This is a genomic window from Antiquaquibacter metalliresistens, assembly GCF_029211225.1.
In the GTDB taxonomy this organism is placed as follows: domain Bacteria; phylum Actinomycetota; class Actinomycetes; order Actinomycetales; family Microbacteriaceae; genus Rhodoglobus; species Rhodoglobus metalliresistens.
Window position 1 is genome coordinate 469371 of sequence record NZ_JARGEM010000003.1, and the last position, 15297, is coordinate 484667.

The following is a 15297-nucleotide window of genomic DNA, read 5'->3' on the forward strand; positions in this document are numbered from 1 at the left end:
GCAGCCAGATTTGGACGAGCCGCAACAATCCGCGTAATGTAATCCCTTGTCACCCCAAAGGTGCGGAAGAGCGGAAGCGCTCACCGGCCTCAAGCGGGACCGAATCCGAATCGCTCACAGCGAATCCTCTTGTAGGAAGCTGTCGATGTGACTAAGATGGAAAACCCACCTGGTGCGGTCAGCCGGAACCCCTGGTTCCGGTGCGTCGAAAGACGCCGAGACCCCCGGTGGTAGGTTTGAGCAGTTGCCCTGAGAACGTGGCCGTGAGGTCACGTGTCAGGAGCGCCCGATCCTTGAGAACTCAACAGCGTGCACAATGTCAAATGCCAAAAACCTCGTGCGTAGGCTCAGTTTCTAGCTGAGAACCGCGTAAGAGATTCCTTTGGAAAAAGATTAGACAACAAGCAAATGTCAGCAATGATGTTTGTCTCTTGTCAGTTTCAAACTTGTCACCTCGACATCCCATTCCGGATGCGGGTGGCGCTAGATGTGCCGAGACGCTTGCGTCTCGAGCAATCAAACATTTATGGAGAGTTTGATCCTGGCTCAGGATGAACGCTGGCGGCGTGCTTAACACATGCAAGTCGAACGATGAAGCCGGAGCTTGCTCTGGTGGATTAGTGGCGAACGGGTGAGTAACACGTGAGTAACCTGCCCTTGACTCTGGGATAAGCGTTGGAAACGACGTCTAATACCGGATACGACGCGCGAAGGCATCTTCTGCGCGTGGAAAGAATTTCGGTCAAGGATGGACTCGCGGCCTATCAGCTAGTTGGTGAGGTAACGGCCCACCAAGGCGACGACGGGTAGCCGGCCTGAGAGGGTGACCGGCCACACTGGGACTGAGACACGGCCCAGACTCCTACGGGAGGCAGCAGTGGGGAATATTGCACAATGGGCGCAAGCCTGATGCAGCAACGCCGCGTGAGGGACGACGGCCTTCGGGTTGTAAACCTCTTTTAGTAGGGAAGAAGCGAAAGTGACGGTACCTGCAGAAAAAGCACCGGCTAACTACGTGCCAGCAGCCGCGGTAATACGTAGGGTGCAAGCGTTATCCGGAATTATTGGGCGTAAAGAGCTCGTAGGCGGTTTGTCGCGTCTGCTGTGAAAACTGGAGGCTCAACCTCCAGCCTGCAGTGGGTACGGGCAGACTAGAGTGCGGTAGGGGAGATTGGAATTCCTGGTGTAGCGGTGGAATGCGCAGATATCAGGAGGAACACCGATGGCGAAGGCAGATCTCTGGGCCGTAACTGACGCTGAGGAGCGAAAGCGTGGGGAGCGAACAGGATTAGATACCCTGGTAGTCCACGCCGTAAACGTTGGGAACTAGATGTAGGGACCATTCCACGGTTTCTGTGTCGCAGCTAACGCATTAAGTTCCCCGCCTGGGGAGTACGGCCGCAAGGCTAAAACTCAAAGGAATTGACGGGGGCCCGCACAAGCGGCGGAGCATGCGGATTAATTCGATGCAACGCGAAGAACCTTACCAAGGCTTGACATATACGAGAACGGGCCAGAAATGGTCAACTCTTTGGACACTCGTAAACAGGTGGTGCATGGTTGTCGTCAGCTCGTGTCGTGAGATGTTGGGTTAAGTCCCGCAACGAGCGCAACCCTCGTTCTATGTTGCCAGCACGTCATGGTGGGAACTCATAGGAGACTGCCGGGGTCAACTCGGAGGAAGGTGGGGATGACGTCAAATCATCATGCCCCTTATGTCTTGGGCTTCACGCATGCTACAATGGCCGATACAAAGGGCTGCAATACCGTAAGGTGGAGCGAATCCCAAAAAGTCGGTCTCAGTTCGGATTGAGGTCTGCAACTCGACCTCATGAAGTCGGAGTCGCTAGTAATCGCAGATCAGCAACGCTGCGGTGAATACGTTCCCGGGCCTTGTACACACCGCCCGTCAAGTCATGAAAGTCGGTAACACCCGAAGCCAGTGGCCCAACCGCAAGGAGGGAGCTGTCGAAGGTGGGATCGGTGATTAGGACTAAGTCGTAACAAGGTAGCCGTACCGGAAGGTGCGGCTGGATCACCTCCTTTCTAAGGAGCACGTGCAGTTCTCCTCTGTATACAGGGAGATAACAACTGCCAAGCTGCACTGACCTGTTCGGGTCAGGCAGCGCTCATGGGTGGAACATTGACATTGTGGCCAGGCGCAGACCTCGGCTCTCAGTACGTCTCCTTCGGGGGATAGGAACGGATCCGGATGACGCACCTGGCCTTCTGCACGCTGTTGGGTCCTGAGGGACCGGGCCTCGCTCGAGAGAGCGGGAACGGACCTCTGGACCTTGTTGTGACTGACCATGAGTTGTCGAAAGACACGAGTCAGGCGCACGGGGTACCGCCCGTATTTTGAGAACTACACAGTGGACGCGAGCATCTTAGAAAGCGATCGAAAGATCGTTTTCTCAAATGATGATCAAGGCGCAGCTCTTCGGAGCTGCGACGACAATCATTGGTCAATCTCCGGCGACGCAAGTCGTCGGCGATCGATTCCAAAACTCATGTGAGATCAATTTTCTAAGGGCAGACGGTGGATGCCTTGGCATCTGGAGCCGAAGAAGGACGTATGAATCTGCGATAAGCCTCGGGGAGTTGATAACAGAACTTTGATCCGAGGATTTCCGAATGGGGAAACCCCGTCAGGCGTTGCAAGACGACCTGATGACTCCCGCCTGAATATATAGGGCGGGTAGAGGGAACGTGGGGAAGTGAAACATCTCAGTACCCACAGGAAGAGAAAACAACCGTGATTCCGTTAGTAGTGGCGAGCGAAACCGGAACAGGCCAAACCGATCATGTGTGATAGCCGGCAGGCGTTGCATGGTCGGGGTAGCGGGACTTTTCAGCGGTTACTGCCGTACCGCAAGGGTTACAACGTTATATAGACGAAGTGGATTGAAAGCCACGCCATAGAGGGTGCCAGCCCCGTAGTCGAAATGTAGCAATGGCCCGAGAAGTATCCCAAGTAGCACGGGGCCCGAGAAATCCCGTGTGAATCTGCCAGGACCACCTGGTAAGCCTAAATACTCCCAGATGACCGATAGCGGACAAGTACCGTGAGGGAAAGGTGAAAAGTACCCCGGGAGGGGAGTGAAATAGTACCTGAAACCGTCTGCTTACAAACCGTTGGAGCCTCCTTAGTAGGGGTGACAGCGTGCCTTTTGAAGAATGAGCCTGCGAGTTAGCGATCAGTGGCGAGGTTAACCCGAGAGGGGTAGCCGTAGCGAAAGCGAGTCTGAATAGGGCGATTGAGTCGCTGGTCCTAGACCCGAAGCGAAGTGATCTATCCATGGCCAGGTTGAAGCGACGGTAAGACGTCGTGGAGGACCGAACCCACTTCAGTTGAAAATGGAGGGGATGAGCTGTGGATAGGGGTGAAAGGCCAATCAAACTTCGTGATAGCTGGTTCTCTCCGAAATGCATTTAGGTGCAGCGTTGCGTGTTTCTTGCCGGAGGTAGAGCTACTGGATAGCTGATGGGCCCCAAAAGGTTACTGACGTTAGCCAAACTCCGAATGCCGGTAAGTGAGAGCGCAGCAGTGAGACGGTGGGGGATAAGCTTCATCGTCGAGAGGGAAACAACCCAGACTACCAACTAAGGTCCCCAAGCGTGTGCTAAGTGGGAAAGGATGTGGAGTTGCACAGACAACCAGGAGGTTGGCTTAGAAGCAGCCACCCTTGAAAGAGTGCGTAATAGCTCACTGGTCAAGTGATTCCGCGCCGACAATGTAACGGGGCTCAAGCACACCACCGAAGTTGTAGATTTCGTGTAATAGCCAGGCACCTAGTGTCCAGGCGCACGGAGTGGTAGGAGAGCGTCGTGTGGCGAGTGAAGCGGCGGTGTAAACCAGCCGTGGACGCCACACGAGTGAGAATGCAGGCATGAGTAGCGAAAGACGGGTGAGAAACCCGTCCTCCGAAAGACCAAGGGTTCCAGGGCCAGGCTAATCCGCCCTGGGTAAGTCGGGACCTAAGGCGAGGCCGACAGGCGTAGTCGATGGACAACGGGTTGATATTCCCGTACCGGCGAAGAACCGCCCAAGCTAATCCAGTAGTGCTAAGAGTCCTAACCCGGACGACGGATCCCTTCGGGGTGAAGCGACCGGTCTAACGCTCGACCCCATGCTGGTGCGGCTAGCGTATTAACAGGTGTGACGCAGGAAGGTAGCCGTACCGGGCGATGGTTGACCCGGTGTAAGGACGTAGGGCGAGAGATAGGCAAATCCGTCTCTCACATAGCCTGAGATCTGATGCATAGCCCTCACGGGCGAATTCGGTGATCCTATGCTGCCAAGAAAAGCATCGACGCGAGGTTCTAGCTGCCCGTACCCCAAACCGACTCAGGTGGTCAGGTAGAGAATACCAAGGAGATCGAGAGAATCGTGGTTAAGGAACTCGGCAAAATGCCCCCGTAACTTCGGGAGAAGGGGGGCCTGAGGCGTGAAGGAACTTGCTTCCGGAGCGTTTGAAGGCCGCAGAGACCAGTGGGAAGCGACTGTTTACTAAAAACACAGGTCCGTGCTAAGTCGCAAGACGATGTATACGGACTGACGCCTGCCCGGTGCTGGAAGGTTAAGAGGAGCGGTTAGCGCAAGCGAAGCTGCGAATTTAAGCCCCAGTAAACGGCGGTGGTAACTATAACCATCCTAAGGTAGCGAAATTCCTTGTCGGGTAAGTTCCGACCTGCACGAATGGCGTAACGACTTCCCAGCTGTCTCAACCGCGAACTCGGCGAAATTGCACTACGAGTAAAGATGCTCGTTACGCGCAGAAGGACGGAAAGACCCCGTGACCTTTACTACAACTTTGTATTGGTGTTCGGTGTGGCTTGTGTAGGATAGGTGGGAGACTGTGAAGCTTGGACGCTAGTTCAGGTGGAGTCATTGTTGAAATACCACTCTGGTCACTCTGGATATCTAACTTCGAACCGTGATCCGGTTCAGGGACAGTGCATGGCGGGTAGTTTAACTGGGGCGGTTGCCTCCCAAAAAGTAACGGAGGCGCCCAAAGGTTCCCTCAACCTGGTTGGCAATCAGGTGTCGAGTGTAAGTGCACAAGGGAGCTTGACTGTGAGACTGACAAGTCGAGCAGGGACGAAAGTCGGGACTAGTGATCCGGCAGTGGCTTGTGGAAGCGCTGTCGCTCAACGGATAAAAGGTACCTCGGGGATAACAGGCTGATCTTGCCCAAGAGTCCATATCGACGGCATGGTTTGGCACCTCGATGTCGGCTCGTCGCATCCTGGGGCTGGAGTAGGTCCCAAGGGTTGGGCTGTTCGCCCATTAAAGCGGTACGCGAGCTGGGTTTAGAACGTCGTGAGACAGTTCGGTCCCTATCCTCTGCGCGCGCAGGAAATTTGAGAAGAGCTATCCCTAGTACGAGAGGACCGGGATGGACGAACCTCTGGTGTGTCAGTTGTTCCGCCAGGAGCACCGCTGATTAGCTACGTTCGGAACGGATAACCGCTGAAAGCATCTAAGCGGGAAGCCGGCTTCAAGATGAGATTTCCATGACTTCGGTCGAGAGGCTCCCAGCTAGACTACTGGGTTGATAGGCGGGATGTGGAAGCGAGGACTAAAGACTCGTGTAGCTGACCCGTACTAATAAGCCGATAAATTGATAACACTTCCGTCCAGTGCCTGGCTTGCCAGGTGAGAGACAAATGAGTTGTGCTTGCGTCCACTTTGTGGTTCCCGATCTACGGACGGGAACTGCGCCCAGCTAGGGAGAAGACACGGTCTTCGACTGAACTGGCCAGAAACGATTGATAGATCAATAGTGTTTCGGCGGCCATAGCGAGAGGGAAACGCCCGGTTACATTCCGAACCCGGAAGCTAAGACTCTCTGCGCCGATGGTACTGCAAGGGGGACCTTGTGGGAGAGTAGGACACCGCCGGACTTCTTTGTGAAATGGCCACCCAGCAATGGGTGGCCATTTTGCGTTAACGACCAGGAGATCACGTGAGCCAGACGCCACCACGGGACGAGAACGACGACCGACCCCCGCGTCGGGATGGTGCGAGGGACGGCGGCCGTGCGCCGCGTTCGGACGCGCCGCGCTCCGGTGCGCCACGTTCGGGCGCGTCGCGCGATGGGCGACCGGGCGGCGGCAAGCCGACCGGCACCGGAAGGCCAGCCGGAGGGCGGGAGCGCACGTCCGGCGGCCCGGCCGGGGCGAAGGGGCGCGACGGTCGACCCGCCCGGGCGGGGGAGCAGCGACTGTGGACCCGCGATGGCAAGCCGGCGCGCAATGACGCCCGCGCGAGCATCCCGGAGTCCCGACCGGATCCGGACCCGTTCGGCACGAAGTCGGTGCGCACCCGCCACGACGATCCGCCGATCCCGGACAAGGTCACCGCGAAAGACCTGGACCGCCTGGCCCGCAACGAGCTGAAGACGCTCGCGCCCGAGAACCAGGAGATCGTGGCGCGACGCCTGGCCATGGTGGCGCGCCTGATCGACGACGACCCCCAGTTGGCCCACCAGCACGCCATCTCGGCGGCACGGCGCGCGGGGCGCATCGGCATCGTGCGGGAGACCCTCGCGATCACCGCCTATGCCACCGGCGACTACGCCCTCGCGTTGCGCGAGCTGCGCACCTATCGTCGGATCTCCGGCCGCGACGACCAACTGCCGATGATGGTGGACAGCGAACGCGGCCTCGGTCGCCCCGATCGTGCGCTCGAACTCGGGCGTTCCGTGCCGCGCGCCTCGCTGCCGGTGCCGGTGCAGGTCGAGCTCGCGATCGCCATGTCGGGCGCGCGCCTCGATCTCGGGGATGCCGAGGCCGCACTGCGCGAACTCGAGATTCCGCAGTTGGACCCGTCGACCGCGTTCTCGTACAGCCCCGGTCTCTTCGACGCCTACGCGACGGTGCTCGAGGAGCTCGGCCGGCAGTCGGAGGCCGACGAGTGGTTCCGCCGCGCGGACATCGCGACCGCGGCGCTCGGCTCGGACGATGACGAGATCATCGAGGTGATCGAGGAGGAGCTCGCGCAGCATCCCGAAGAGGACGAGCAATGAGTCCGACCCCGCTGAGCGGTGTCGACCTGCTGCTGGCCGACCTCGACGGCGTGGTCTACCGGGGGCCCGGTGCGATCGACCACGCGGTGGAGAGCATCAACGCAGTTCGCCCGCCGGTGCGTGTCGGCTACATCACGAACAACGCCTCGCGCACCGACGTCTCGGTGGCCGAGCATCTGACAGGCCTCGGGCTGCACGTGGCGCCAACGGACGTGGTGACCTCACCGCAGGCGGCGATGGCGCTGCTGACCGAGCTGGTGCCGCCGGCATCCACGATCCTGGTGGTCGGCGGCGACGGCTTGGTCAGCGAGGTGCGTCGCGCGGGCTTCACCGTCACCGCGTCGGCCGAGGACGGTCCGGCCGCGGTCGTGCAGGGATTCGCCCCGCACGTGAGCTGGACGGACCTGGCCGAGGCGGCATTCGCCCTGCAGGGCGCGGGTGCCGACATCCCGTGGGTCGCGACGAACACCGACTGGACCATTCCCCAGGCGCGCGGTACCGCGCCGGGCAACGGCACGCTCGTCTCCGCGGTGCACACGGCCATCGGGCGACTGCCGGTCGTGGCGGGCAAGCCCGAGGTGGCGATCTTCCGGGAGGCGATGTCGCGCTTCGGGGCGACGACGGCGCTGATGGTCGGCGACCGCCTCGACACGGACATTCTCGGAGCGAACCGGGCAGGCATCCGCTCCGCGCTCGTGCTCACCGGTATCGACCAGGCCAAGCAGGTGCTCGCTGCGGTGCCGCAGGAGCGCCCGACCTACCTGCTCGAAGACCTGCGGGGACTGCATGAGGAGTACCCGCAGACCGTCGAGCGCGATGGGCTGACGATCGTGGGCGGGGCCGCGGTGCGCCGCGACGGCCAGGTGCTCACGGTGGAGCGCGGCGAGGGCATCGACCTGCTGCGTGCCGGCGCCGCCGCGATCTGGAACTCCGGCATGGCGATCTATGCGCTGCAGGTGCCGCCGGAACTCTATTCTTGACGCATGGATGACGAGGCCGACACCGACGCGCTGCTCTCGCGCCTGCGCCTGATCGAGGATCAGCCGCTGGAGTCGCGAGCCGCCGCCTACACACAGGTGCACGACGAGCTGCAGCACATCCTCGAGGGCGGCGACGCGTCTGCCTGAGCTCACGCGGCTCGACGCGGCGATCGCCGAGCGCGGTCTCGCCCGCTCCCGCACCGTCGCGGCGAAGCTCATCGCCGACGGCCTGGTGACCGTCGACGGGGTGCCGGTGCTCAAGCCGTCGGCGAAGGTCGCGGAGTCCGCGGTGATCGTGCTCGCGGGGCTCGACCACTACGTCAGCCGCGCCGCGCACAAGCTCATCGCCGCGCTCGACGCCTTCGCAGTGGATCCGTCGGGGCGGCTCGCGTTGGACGTCGGAGCCTCGACCGGCGGTTTCACACAGGTGCTGCTCGAGCGCGGAGCGCGTCGCGTGATCGCACTGGACGTCGGACACGCGCAACTCGCCCCGCTCGTGCGCTCGGATCCGCGCGTCGTGGTGATCGAGGGCTTCAATGTGCGAGAGCTCGATGCCGCGGGGCTGCAGCAGATGGGGGGCGGCGAGCTGCCGACCCTCGTGGTCGCCGACGTGTCCTTCATCTCGCTGAAGCTCGTGCTGCCGGCCGTCGTCGGCGCCGTGGGGGTCGAGCCGGACTTCGTGCTGCTGATCAAGCCGCAGTTCGAGGTCGGGCGTACGGGCATCCGCGAGGGCATCGTGCACGACTCGGGACTGCGCGACGATGCGGTCATGGGCGTGCTCTGGGCCGCCTGGGACCTCGGCCTCGGCACGGCGGGCGTGATCGCCTCCCCGATCGCCGGGGGCGCGGGCAACCGGGAGTACCTGGCCTGGCTCAGCACCGGGGGCGTCAACCCCACCGAGTGGGCGGCCAGGGTCACCGCGCTCACCTGATGTCGGCGCGACGGCGTAGCGTCGAGGCATGAGGGTGATCCTGGTTCCCGGATTCTGGCTCGACGCATCGTCGTGGGATGACGTCATCGGCGGCATCGAGGCCGCCGGCCACGTCGCCGAGCCGCTCACCCGCCCCGGGATGCACTCTCGCGCCGCCGACCGTTCGAGCATCACCCTGCGCGACAACGTGGATGCCGTGATCGCGCGCATCGACGCCGCCGACGGGCCCGTGGTGCTGGTCGGGCACTCCGGCGGCGGACCGATGATCCACGCGGCGGCGGATGCCCGCCCCGATCTCGTCGCGCGCGCCATCTACGTCGACTCCTGGCCCACCGGCGACGGCGCGATCATCAACGATGAGCTGCCCGCCGAGCACGGGGAGGTGCCGCTGCCGGAGTGGGGCGCGTTCGACGACAGCGACCTCATCGACCTCACGCCGGAGTTGCGCGAGCAGTTCCGGGCGCGGGCGATCCCGGAGGCCGAGCACGTCGCGATCGACCCGCTCAGGCTCACCGACGAGCGTCGATACGACGTGCCGACCACCGTGATCTGCTGCTCGGTCCCGAGCGCCGCGATGCGCGAGTTCATGGCCGAGCACCGGTCGTGGATCCGCGAGCTCACGTCGATGCGCAACCTTGAGCTCGTCGATCTGCCCACCGGGCACTGGCCCCAGTTCACAAGGCCGAACGACCTCGCTGCGGCGATCGTGGCCGCGATCCGCTAGTCCTCCCCAGCGCCGGACGCCCCGAGGCTCGGCGCAGATTGGTCGCGGTGCTGCCGGGCCCGGCGGCGATCAGACAGAATGGAGTGCGCGGGTTTCCGCGGTCGCGTGATGGGAGTGGTTCGATGGAATCCGATCGCCACATCCTCGTCGTCGCGCATACCGGGCGGGGTGACTCGCTCGACGCCGCGATCGAGGTGTGCCGGCAGCTGATCGCCGCGGGGTTGACCCCCGTGCTCTCGCAGGACGAGTTCTCGAGCATCATGGCCTCGGCGCCGGATCTCGGCCCGGTCGACCTGCTCGGCGACCGCGTGCAGATCGGCGACCTCGAGCTCGTGATCGTGCTCGGCGGCGACGGCACGATCCTGCGCGCGGCGGAACTCGCCCGTGGATGCTCCGCCCCACTGCTCGGCGTCAACCTCGGTCACGTGGGCTTCCTCGCCGAGAGCGAGCGCGAAGACCTGACCGAGACGGTGGTGCGCGCCCTCGCCCGGGACTACCTCGTGGAGGAGCGCATGACGCTCTCGGTGCGGGTCAAGGTCGACGCCGCGGTGGTCTATGAGACCTGGGCGCTCAACGAGGCCACCGTCGAGAAGGCGAGCCGCGAGCGGATGCTCGAGGTGGTGATCGAGGTCGACGGTCGACCGCTCACCTCGTTCGGTTGCGACGGCATCGTGATGTCCACCCCGACCGGCTCGACCGCCTACGCCTTCTCCGCCGGCGGCCCCGTGGTGTGGCCCGCCCTCGACGCGATGCTCATGGTGCCACTGAGTCCGCACGCGCTGTTCGGCCGCCCGCTGGTGGTGGGCCCCGATTCCTCCCTCGCCGTCGAGGTGCTCGATCGCACCCAGGGCACGGGAGTGCTGTGGTGCGACGGTCGTCGCACGCGCGACCTGCCGCGCGGCGCTCGCGTGGTCGTGCGGCGCTCACCGGTGCCGGTGCGCCTCGCGCGTCTCAACCAGGGCCCGTTCACCGATCGTCTGGTGCGCAAGTTCAATCTTCCCGTGCACGGCTGGCGCGGCCCCGTCGGGGAGGAGGCGTCGACGTCGTGATCGAGGAGATCTCCATCCGGGACCTCGGCGTGATCGGCGAGGCCCGCCTGCCGCTCGGCCCGGGCTTCACCGCGCTCACCGGCGAGACCGGTGCAGGCAAGACCATGGTCGTCACGGCGCTCGGCCTGCTGCTCGGCGAACGCGCCGACAGCGCGGCGATCCGTTCGGGCAGCCAGCAGACCGTCGTCGAGGGGCACTGGGTGGTGCCGGCGACCGGCGCCGTCGCCGATCGGGTGCGGGATGCCGGCGGTGACCTCGACGAGACCGGCGACGGCCGGGCGCAGCTCATCCTCGGTCGCTCCGTCTCGGCGGAGGGGCGCAGCCGCGCCACGGTCGGCGGCCGCGCCGCCCCCGTCGGCGTGCTGAACGAGATCGGGCGCCAGCTGGTGGTGGTGCACGGTCAGTCCGACCAGGTTCGGCTGAGGTCGACGGTCGCACAGCGCGAGGCGCTCGACCGCTTCGGCGGGCCCGAGCTCGCCGCCGTGCTCTCCGACTACGCCGCCGCATACCGCACCTGGCACGAACACCGTGGCGAGCTCGACGTGCTGGTCGCCGAGCGCGATCGGCGGGCGCGTGAGGCCGAGGAACTGCGCATCGCGATGGCCGAGATCGAAGCGGCATCCCCGGAGCGCGGGGAGGACGAGCGGCTCGCCGAGCTCGCCGAACGGCTCACCAACGTCGAAGACCTGCGCATCGCGGCGACCGAGGCGCGGGAGGCGATCTCCAGCCAGGAGCTCAGCGCCGGTGAGGCCGTGGATGCGCTCGCCCTCGTCGATGCCGCACGGCGCTCCCTGGAGCGGATGGTGGGCCACGACCCCGCGCTCGGTGCGATCCTCGAGACGGCGACCGCGGCATCCTTCGCGCTCTCTGAGATCTCGGGTCAGCTGTCGAGCTACCTGGGCACCCTCGACACGGATGGCGCGCGCGAACTGGAGGGCATCCAGGAGCGTCGGGCCGTGCTCAACGGGCTCATGCGCCGGTACGGTTCGAGCCTCGACGAGGTGATCGACTACCTGGAGTCGGGCAGCAGCAGGCTGCTCGAGCTCGACAGCGACTCCGATCGCATCGAGAGCCTCGGGCTCGAGGTGGAAGCCGACCGGGAGCGACTCGCGGCCCTGGCCGATCGCCTGAGCGAGCTGCGTCGTGCGGCGGCGGTGCGTCTCGAGGAGGCCGTGTCGGCCGAGCTCGGCGCCCTCGCGATGCCGGACGCGAGCATCGTCGTGGAGGTCGCCGAGCGGGAGTTCGGCGTCACCGGCCGCGACGAGATCTCGATCCTGCTGCAGCCCCACGCCGGTGCCGAACCGCGGCCGCTGGGTCGTGGTGCCTCGGGAGGCGAGCTCTCGCGGGTGATGCTCGCGATCGAGGTCGTGCTGGCGGCGAGCGACCCGGTGCCGACCTTCGTCTTCGACGAGGTGGATGCCGGTGTCGGCGGGGCGAGCGCCACCGAGATCGGCAGACGGCTGGCCCGCCTCGCGCAGACCGCGCAGGTGATCGTGGTCACCCACCTCGCCCAGGTGGCCGCGTTCTCCACGAACCACCTGGTGGTCGAGAAGGGCACGGACGGGTCGGTCACGGCCAGTAGCATCCGGCTCGTGCACGCGGAGGAGCGCACCGCCGAGATGGCGAGACTGCTCTCCGGTCAGCCTGGCTCCGAGTCGGCGCTGGCGCACGCGCGCGAGCTGCTCGATGCCGCGCACGCGGGCTGAGCGCTACCGCCCCTGCACCTGCACGGTGTAGACCTGATTGTTCTCGAAGTTCAGCTCGGCGGTGACGTCGACCTGCGGTGCGATGCCGTCGGGGGTGGCGAACTCGTGCGTCGTCGCGGCGAGGTCGGCGGTGCACGGCGTGTTGGGGGAGCGCACGAACGAGATGGTGATGGTGGCGTCATCCGTGCGAGCGATCGAGGTCGGGACCGGTGGGCACGAACTCGAGCCGAAGGTGACGACCGCGAGGGCCGCCCGTTCGTCGTCGAGCCAGGCGGCCAGCGGCAGCCCGTTGAGCAGGCTCTGGTCGGCGTCGAGGCCCTCCGGCACGCCCGGCGTCGTGGTCGTGGCCACGTTCGTGGTGCAGCCCGCCAGCAGCGGCAGCGCGACGAGGAGTGTCGCCAACCGGTACGGTCTCATGGGTGAATGCTACTCAGGTCTGATCGTGGGGTGTGCACCGGGTTTCGCCCACGGCGCACCGCGCGTCGGTGCACCGCGACGATCTGTCGGGATAGGATGAAACCCCGTGGTGAACAAAACGGACACGGTCACAACGCGGCACATCTTCGTCACCGGTGGGGTGGTGTCCTCTCTCGGTAAGGGCCTCACCGCCGCCAGTCTCGGCAACCTCCTCACCGCTCGCGGACTACGAGTGGTCATGCAGAAGCTCGACCCCTATCTGAACGTCGACCCGGGCACGATGAACCCGTTCCAGCACGGCGAGGTCTTCGTCACCGACGACGGCGCCGAGACCGACCTGGACATCGGCCACTACGAGCGTTTTCTCGACATCAATCTCGATCAGGCCGCCAACGTCACCACCGGCCAGATCTACTCGCAGGTGATCGCGAAGGAGCGCCGCGGCGAGTACCTCGGCGACACCGTGCAGGTCATCCCGCACATCACCGACGAGATCAAGCGACGGATGCGACTGCAAGCGCAACCCGGCCCGAACGGCGAGACCGCCCCCGACGTGATCATCACCGAGATCGGCGGCACCGTCGGCGACATCGAGAGCCAGCCGTTCATCGAATCGGCCCGGCAGGTGCGCCACGAACTCGGCCGCAAGAACGTGTTCTTCGTGCACGTGAGCCTCGTGCCGTTCATGAACGCCTCGGGGGAGCAGAAGACCAAGCCCACCCAGCACTCGGTCGCGGCCCTGCGCTCCATCGGCATCCAGCCCGACGCGCTCGTGCTGCGCAGCGACCGGCCCGTCTCCGAATCGAACAAGCGCAAGATCGCCCTCATGTGCGACGTGGATGAGGCCGCCGTGGTCAACGCCGTCGACGTGCCGAGCATCTACGACATCCCCACCATGCTGCACGCCCAGGGCCTCGACGCGTACATCATCGAGCAGCTCGGTCTGCCCGCCGGCGAGGTGAACTGGGACGGCTGGCGCGACCTGCTGAAGACGGTGCACGACCCCACCTACGAGGTGACGATCGGCCTCGTCGGCAAGTACATCGACCTGCCCGACGCCTACCTCTCGGTCACCGAGGCACTGAAGGCCGGCGGCTTCGCCAATCACGCCAAGGTCAACATCCGTTGGGTGCCCTCCGACGAGTGCGAGACCCCGGAGGGCGCTGCGCGCTCGCTCGCCGACCTCGAGGGCATCGTCGTACCGGGCGGCTTCGGTGTGCGCGGCATCGAGGGCAAGCTCGGGGCGCTGAAGTTCGCCCGCGAGAACGGCATTCCGGCCCTCGGGCTGTGCCTGGGCCTGCAGTGCATGGTGATCGAGTATGCGCGGGATGTCGCGGGGCTGACCGGCGCGTCATCCAGCGAATTCGACCCGGAGACCGAGTACCCGGTGATCGCCACGATGGCCGAGCAGGTGGACATCATCGATCACGGCGACCTCGGCGGCACCATGCGGCTCGGCCTCTATGAGGCGGCGCTGGCACCCGGGTCGATCGTGGCCGAACTGTACGGCTCCGAGCGCATCGCCGAGCGCCACCGTCACCGCTACGAGGTGAACAACGCCTACCGCGACGAGATCGCGGATGCCGGACTCGTGTTCTCCGGAATCTCGCCCGACCGCACCCTCGTCGAGTTCGTCGAGCTGCCGCGCGAGGTGCACCCCTTCTACGTTGGAACCCAGGCGCACCCGGAGCTGCGTTCCCGCCCGAACCGGGCGCACCCGCTGTTCCGCGGGCTCGTCGCCGCGGCACTGGAGCGCCAGCAGGCGAGCCGGCTGTTCGAGGTGCCCGAGGTGCCCGAGTCGGCGGATGTCTGAGCACGTGCATGTCTGAGCGGCCGCCGCTGGAAGACGACCCGGTCGAGGTCGATGTGCTCTCGAGCGAGCGCGTGTTCGAGGGTGCCGTCTGGGACGTGCGACGCGAGCGCTTCGTGCTCGACGGCGCCGAGATCGTGCGCGAGTTCGTCGCGCACACCGGTGCGGTCGCCGTGCTGGCGATGGACGACGAGGGGCAGGTGCTGCTCATCAAGCAGTACCGGCATCCGATTCGCGCACGCGACTGGGAACTGCCGGCGGGCCTGCTCGACATCGCCGGAGAGCCGCCGCTGACGGCGGCGCGCCGCGAGCTCGCCGAGGAGGCCGACCTCGTCGCCGAGCACTGGGCGGTGCTGAGCGACTTCTGGACCTCGCCGGGAGGCAACTCCGAGGTGCTGCGCGTCTACCTGGCCCGCGGCCTGAGCGCGGCCCCCGAGGTGCACGCCCGCACCGAGGAGGAGGCCGGCATCGAGCTGCGGTGGGTGAGCCTTGACGATGCGGTGGATGCTGTGCTCGAGCGGCGCGTGCAGAACGCGATCACCTCCATCGCGCTGCTGGCGGCGCAGGCGGGCCGCGCACGCGAGTGGTCGACGCTCGCGCCCGCGGACGCGCCGTGGCCGTGGCATCCGCTCAACCGCGGGATCTGAGC

General features: G+C 64.8%; 10 protein-coding genes and 3 rRNA genes. 12 read left to right on the forward strand and 1 reads right to left on the reverse strand.

The window, feature by feature from the left end; translation table 11 throughout:
- Positions 1-523: 523 nt before the first annotated feature.
- From PYV02_RS07935 to recN, 10 genes are all read left to right on the forward strand, one after another.
- Positions 524-2046, forward strand: a 16S ribosomal RNA gene (locus PYV02_RS07935).
- Positions 2047-2516: 470 nt separating this feature from the next.
- A 23S ribosomal RNA gene (locus PYV02_RS07940) occupies positions 2517-5632 on the forward strand.
- A 158-nt stretch (positions 5633-5790) separates the two neighbouring features.
- Positions 5791-5907: ribosomal RNA gene (rrf, locus tag PYV02_RS07945) — 5S ribosomal RNA — on the forward strand.
- Together the 16S, 23S and 5S rRNA genes form the textbook arrangement of a ribosomal RNA operon.
- A gap of 62 nt (positions 5908-5969) precedes the next feature.
- Positions 5970-7031 carry a hypothetical protein gene (locus tag PYV02_RS07950; protein ID WP_275757887.1) on the forward strand — a complete coding sequence of 354 codons (1062 nt, stop codon included), beginning with the start codon at positions 5970-5972 and terminating at the stop codon, positions 7029-7031.
- Positions 7028-8011: an HAD-IIA family hydrolase gene (locus tag PYV02_RS07955; protein ID WP_275757889.1), complete on the forward strand. Its 984-nt coding sequence runs from the start codon at positions 7028-7030 to the stop codon at positions 8009-8011. Before PYV02_RS07950 ends, PYV02_RS07955 begins: the two co-directional genes overlap by 4 nt.
- Positions 8012-8014: 3 nt before the next feature.
- Complete coding sequence (locus tag PYV02_RS07960) at positions 8015-8158, forward strand: hypothetical protein (RefSeq protein ID WP_275757891.1); 144 nt, start codon at positions 8015-8017, stop codon at positions 8156-8158.
- Positions 8151-8942 (forward strand): TlyA family RNA methyltransferase, encoded by a 792-nt coding sequence (locus PYV02_RS07965; protein WP_275757970.1) that lies wholly within the window; start codon positions 8151-8153, stop codon positions 8940-8942. The genes PYV02_RS07960 and PYV02_RS07965 overlap by 8 nt, the downstream gene beginning before the upstream one ends.
- Positions 8943-8970: 28 nt before the next feature.
- A complete protein-coding gene (locus PYV02_RS07970) occupies positions 8971-9666 on the forward strand; it encodes an alpha/beta fold hydrolase (RefSeq protein WP_275757893.1) in 696 nt (231 codons plus the stop codon).
- Between the two features lie 122 nt (positions 9667-9788).
- A complete protein-coding gene (locus PYV02_RS07975; RefSeq protein ID WP_275757895.1) occupies positions 9789-10715 on the forward strand; it encodes an NAD kinase in 927 nt (308 codons plus the stop codon).
- Positions 10712-12421 carry a DNA repair protein RecN gene (gene recN, locus PYV02_RS07980; RefSeq protein ID WP_275757897.1) on the forward strand — a complete coding sequence of 570 codons (1710 nt, stop codon included), beginning with the start codon at positions 10712-10714 and terminating at the stop codon, positions 12419-12421. The genes PYV02_RS07975 and recN overlap by 4 nt, the downstream gene beginning before the upstream one ends.
- Before the next feature lie 3 nt (positions 12422-12424).
- Here recN and PYV02_RS07985 read toward each other — a convergent pair whose 3' ends face one another.
- On the reverse strand, positions 12425-12838 hold the full coding sequence (locus PYV02_RS07985) for a hypothetical protein (RefSeq protein WP_275757899.1): 414 nt from the start codon (positions 12836-12838) through the stop codon (positions 12425-12427).
- Between the two features lie 106 nt (positions 12839-12944).
- On the opposite strand from PYV02_RS07985, the gene PYV02_RS07990 reads away from it, so the two are divergent.
- Positions 12945-14651: a CTP synthase gene (locus PYV02_RS07990; protein WP_275757901.1), complete on the forward strand. Its 1707-nt coding sequence runs from the start codon at positions 12945-12947 to the stop codon at positions 14649-14651.
- An 8-nt stretch (positions 14652-14659) separates the two neighbouring features.
- The gene (locus PYV02_RS07995; RefSeq protein WP_275757903.1) at positions 14660-15295 is read left to right on the forward strand and encodes an NUDIX domain-containing protein; all 636 of its coding nucleotides are present in this window, start codon (positions 14660-14662) and stop codon (positions 15293-15295) included.
- Positions 15296-15297: the final 2 nt, after the last annotated feature.

Bases quoted from the DNA above. Each gene is read 5' to 3' on its own strand.
- PYV02_RS07955 (WP_275757889.1), top strand. From the start codon at position 7,028: ATGAGTCCGACCCCGCTGAGCGGTGTCGACCTGCTGCTGGCCGACCTC.
- PYV02_RS07960 (WP_275757891.1), top strand. From the start codon at position 8,015: ATGGATGACGAGGCCGACACCGACGCGCTGCTCTCGCGCCTGCGCCTG.
- PYV02_RS07975 (WP_275757895.1), top strand. From the start codon at position 9,789: ATGGAATCCGATCGCCACATCCTCGTCGTCGCGCATACCGGGCGGGGT.
- PYV02_RS07985 (WP_275757899.1), bottom strand. From the start codon at position 12,838: ATGAGACCGTACCGGTTGGCGACACTCCTCGTCGCGCTGCCGCTGCTG.
- PYV02_RS07970 (WP_275757893.1), top strand. From the start codon at position 8,971: ATGAGGGTGATCCTGGTTCCCGGATTCTGGCTCGACGCATCGTCGTGG.
- PYV02_RS07995 (WP_275757903.1), top strand. From the start codon at position 14,660: ATGTCTGAGCGGCCGCCGCTGGAAGACGACCCGGTCGAGGTCGATGTG.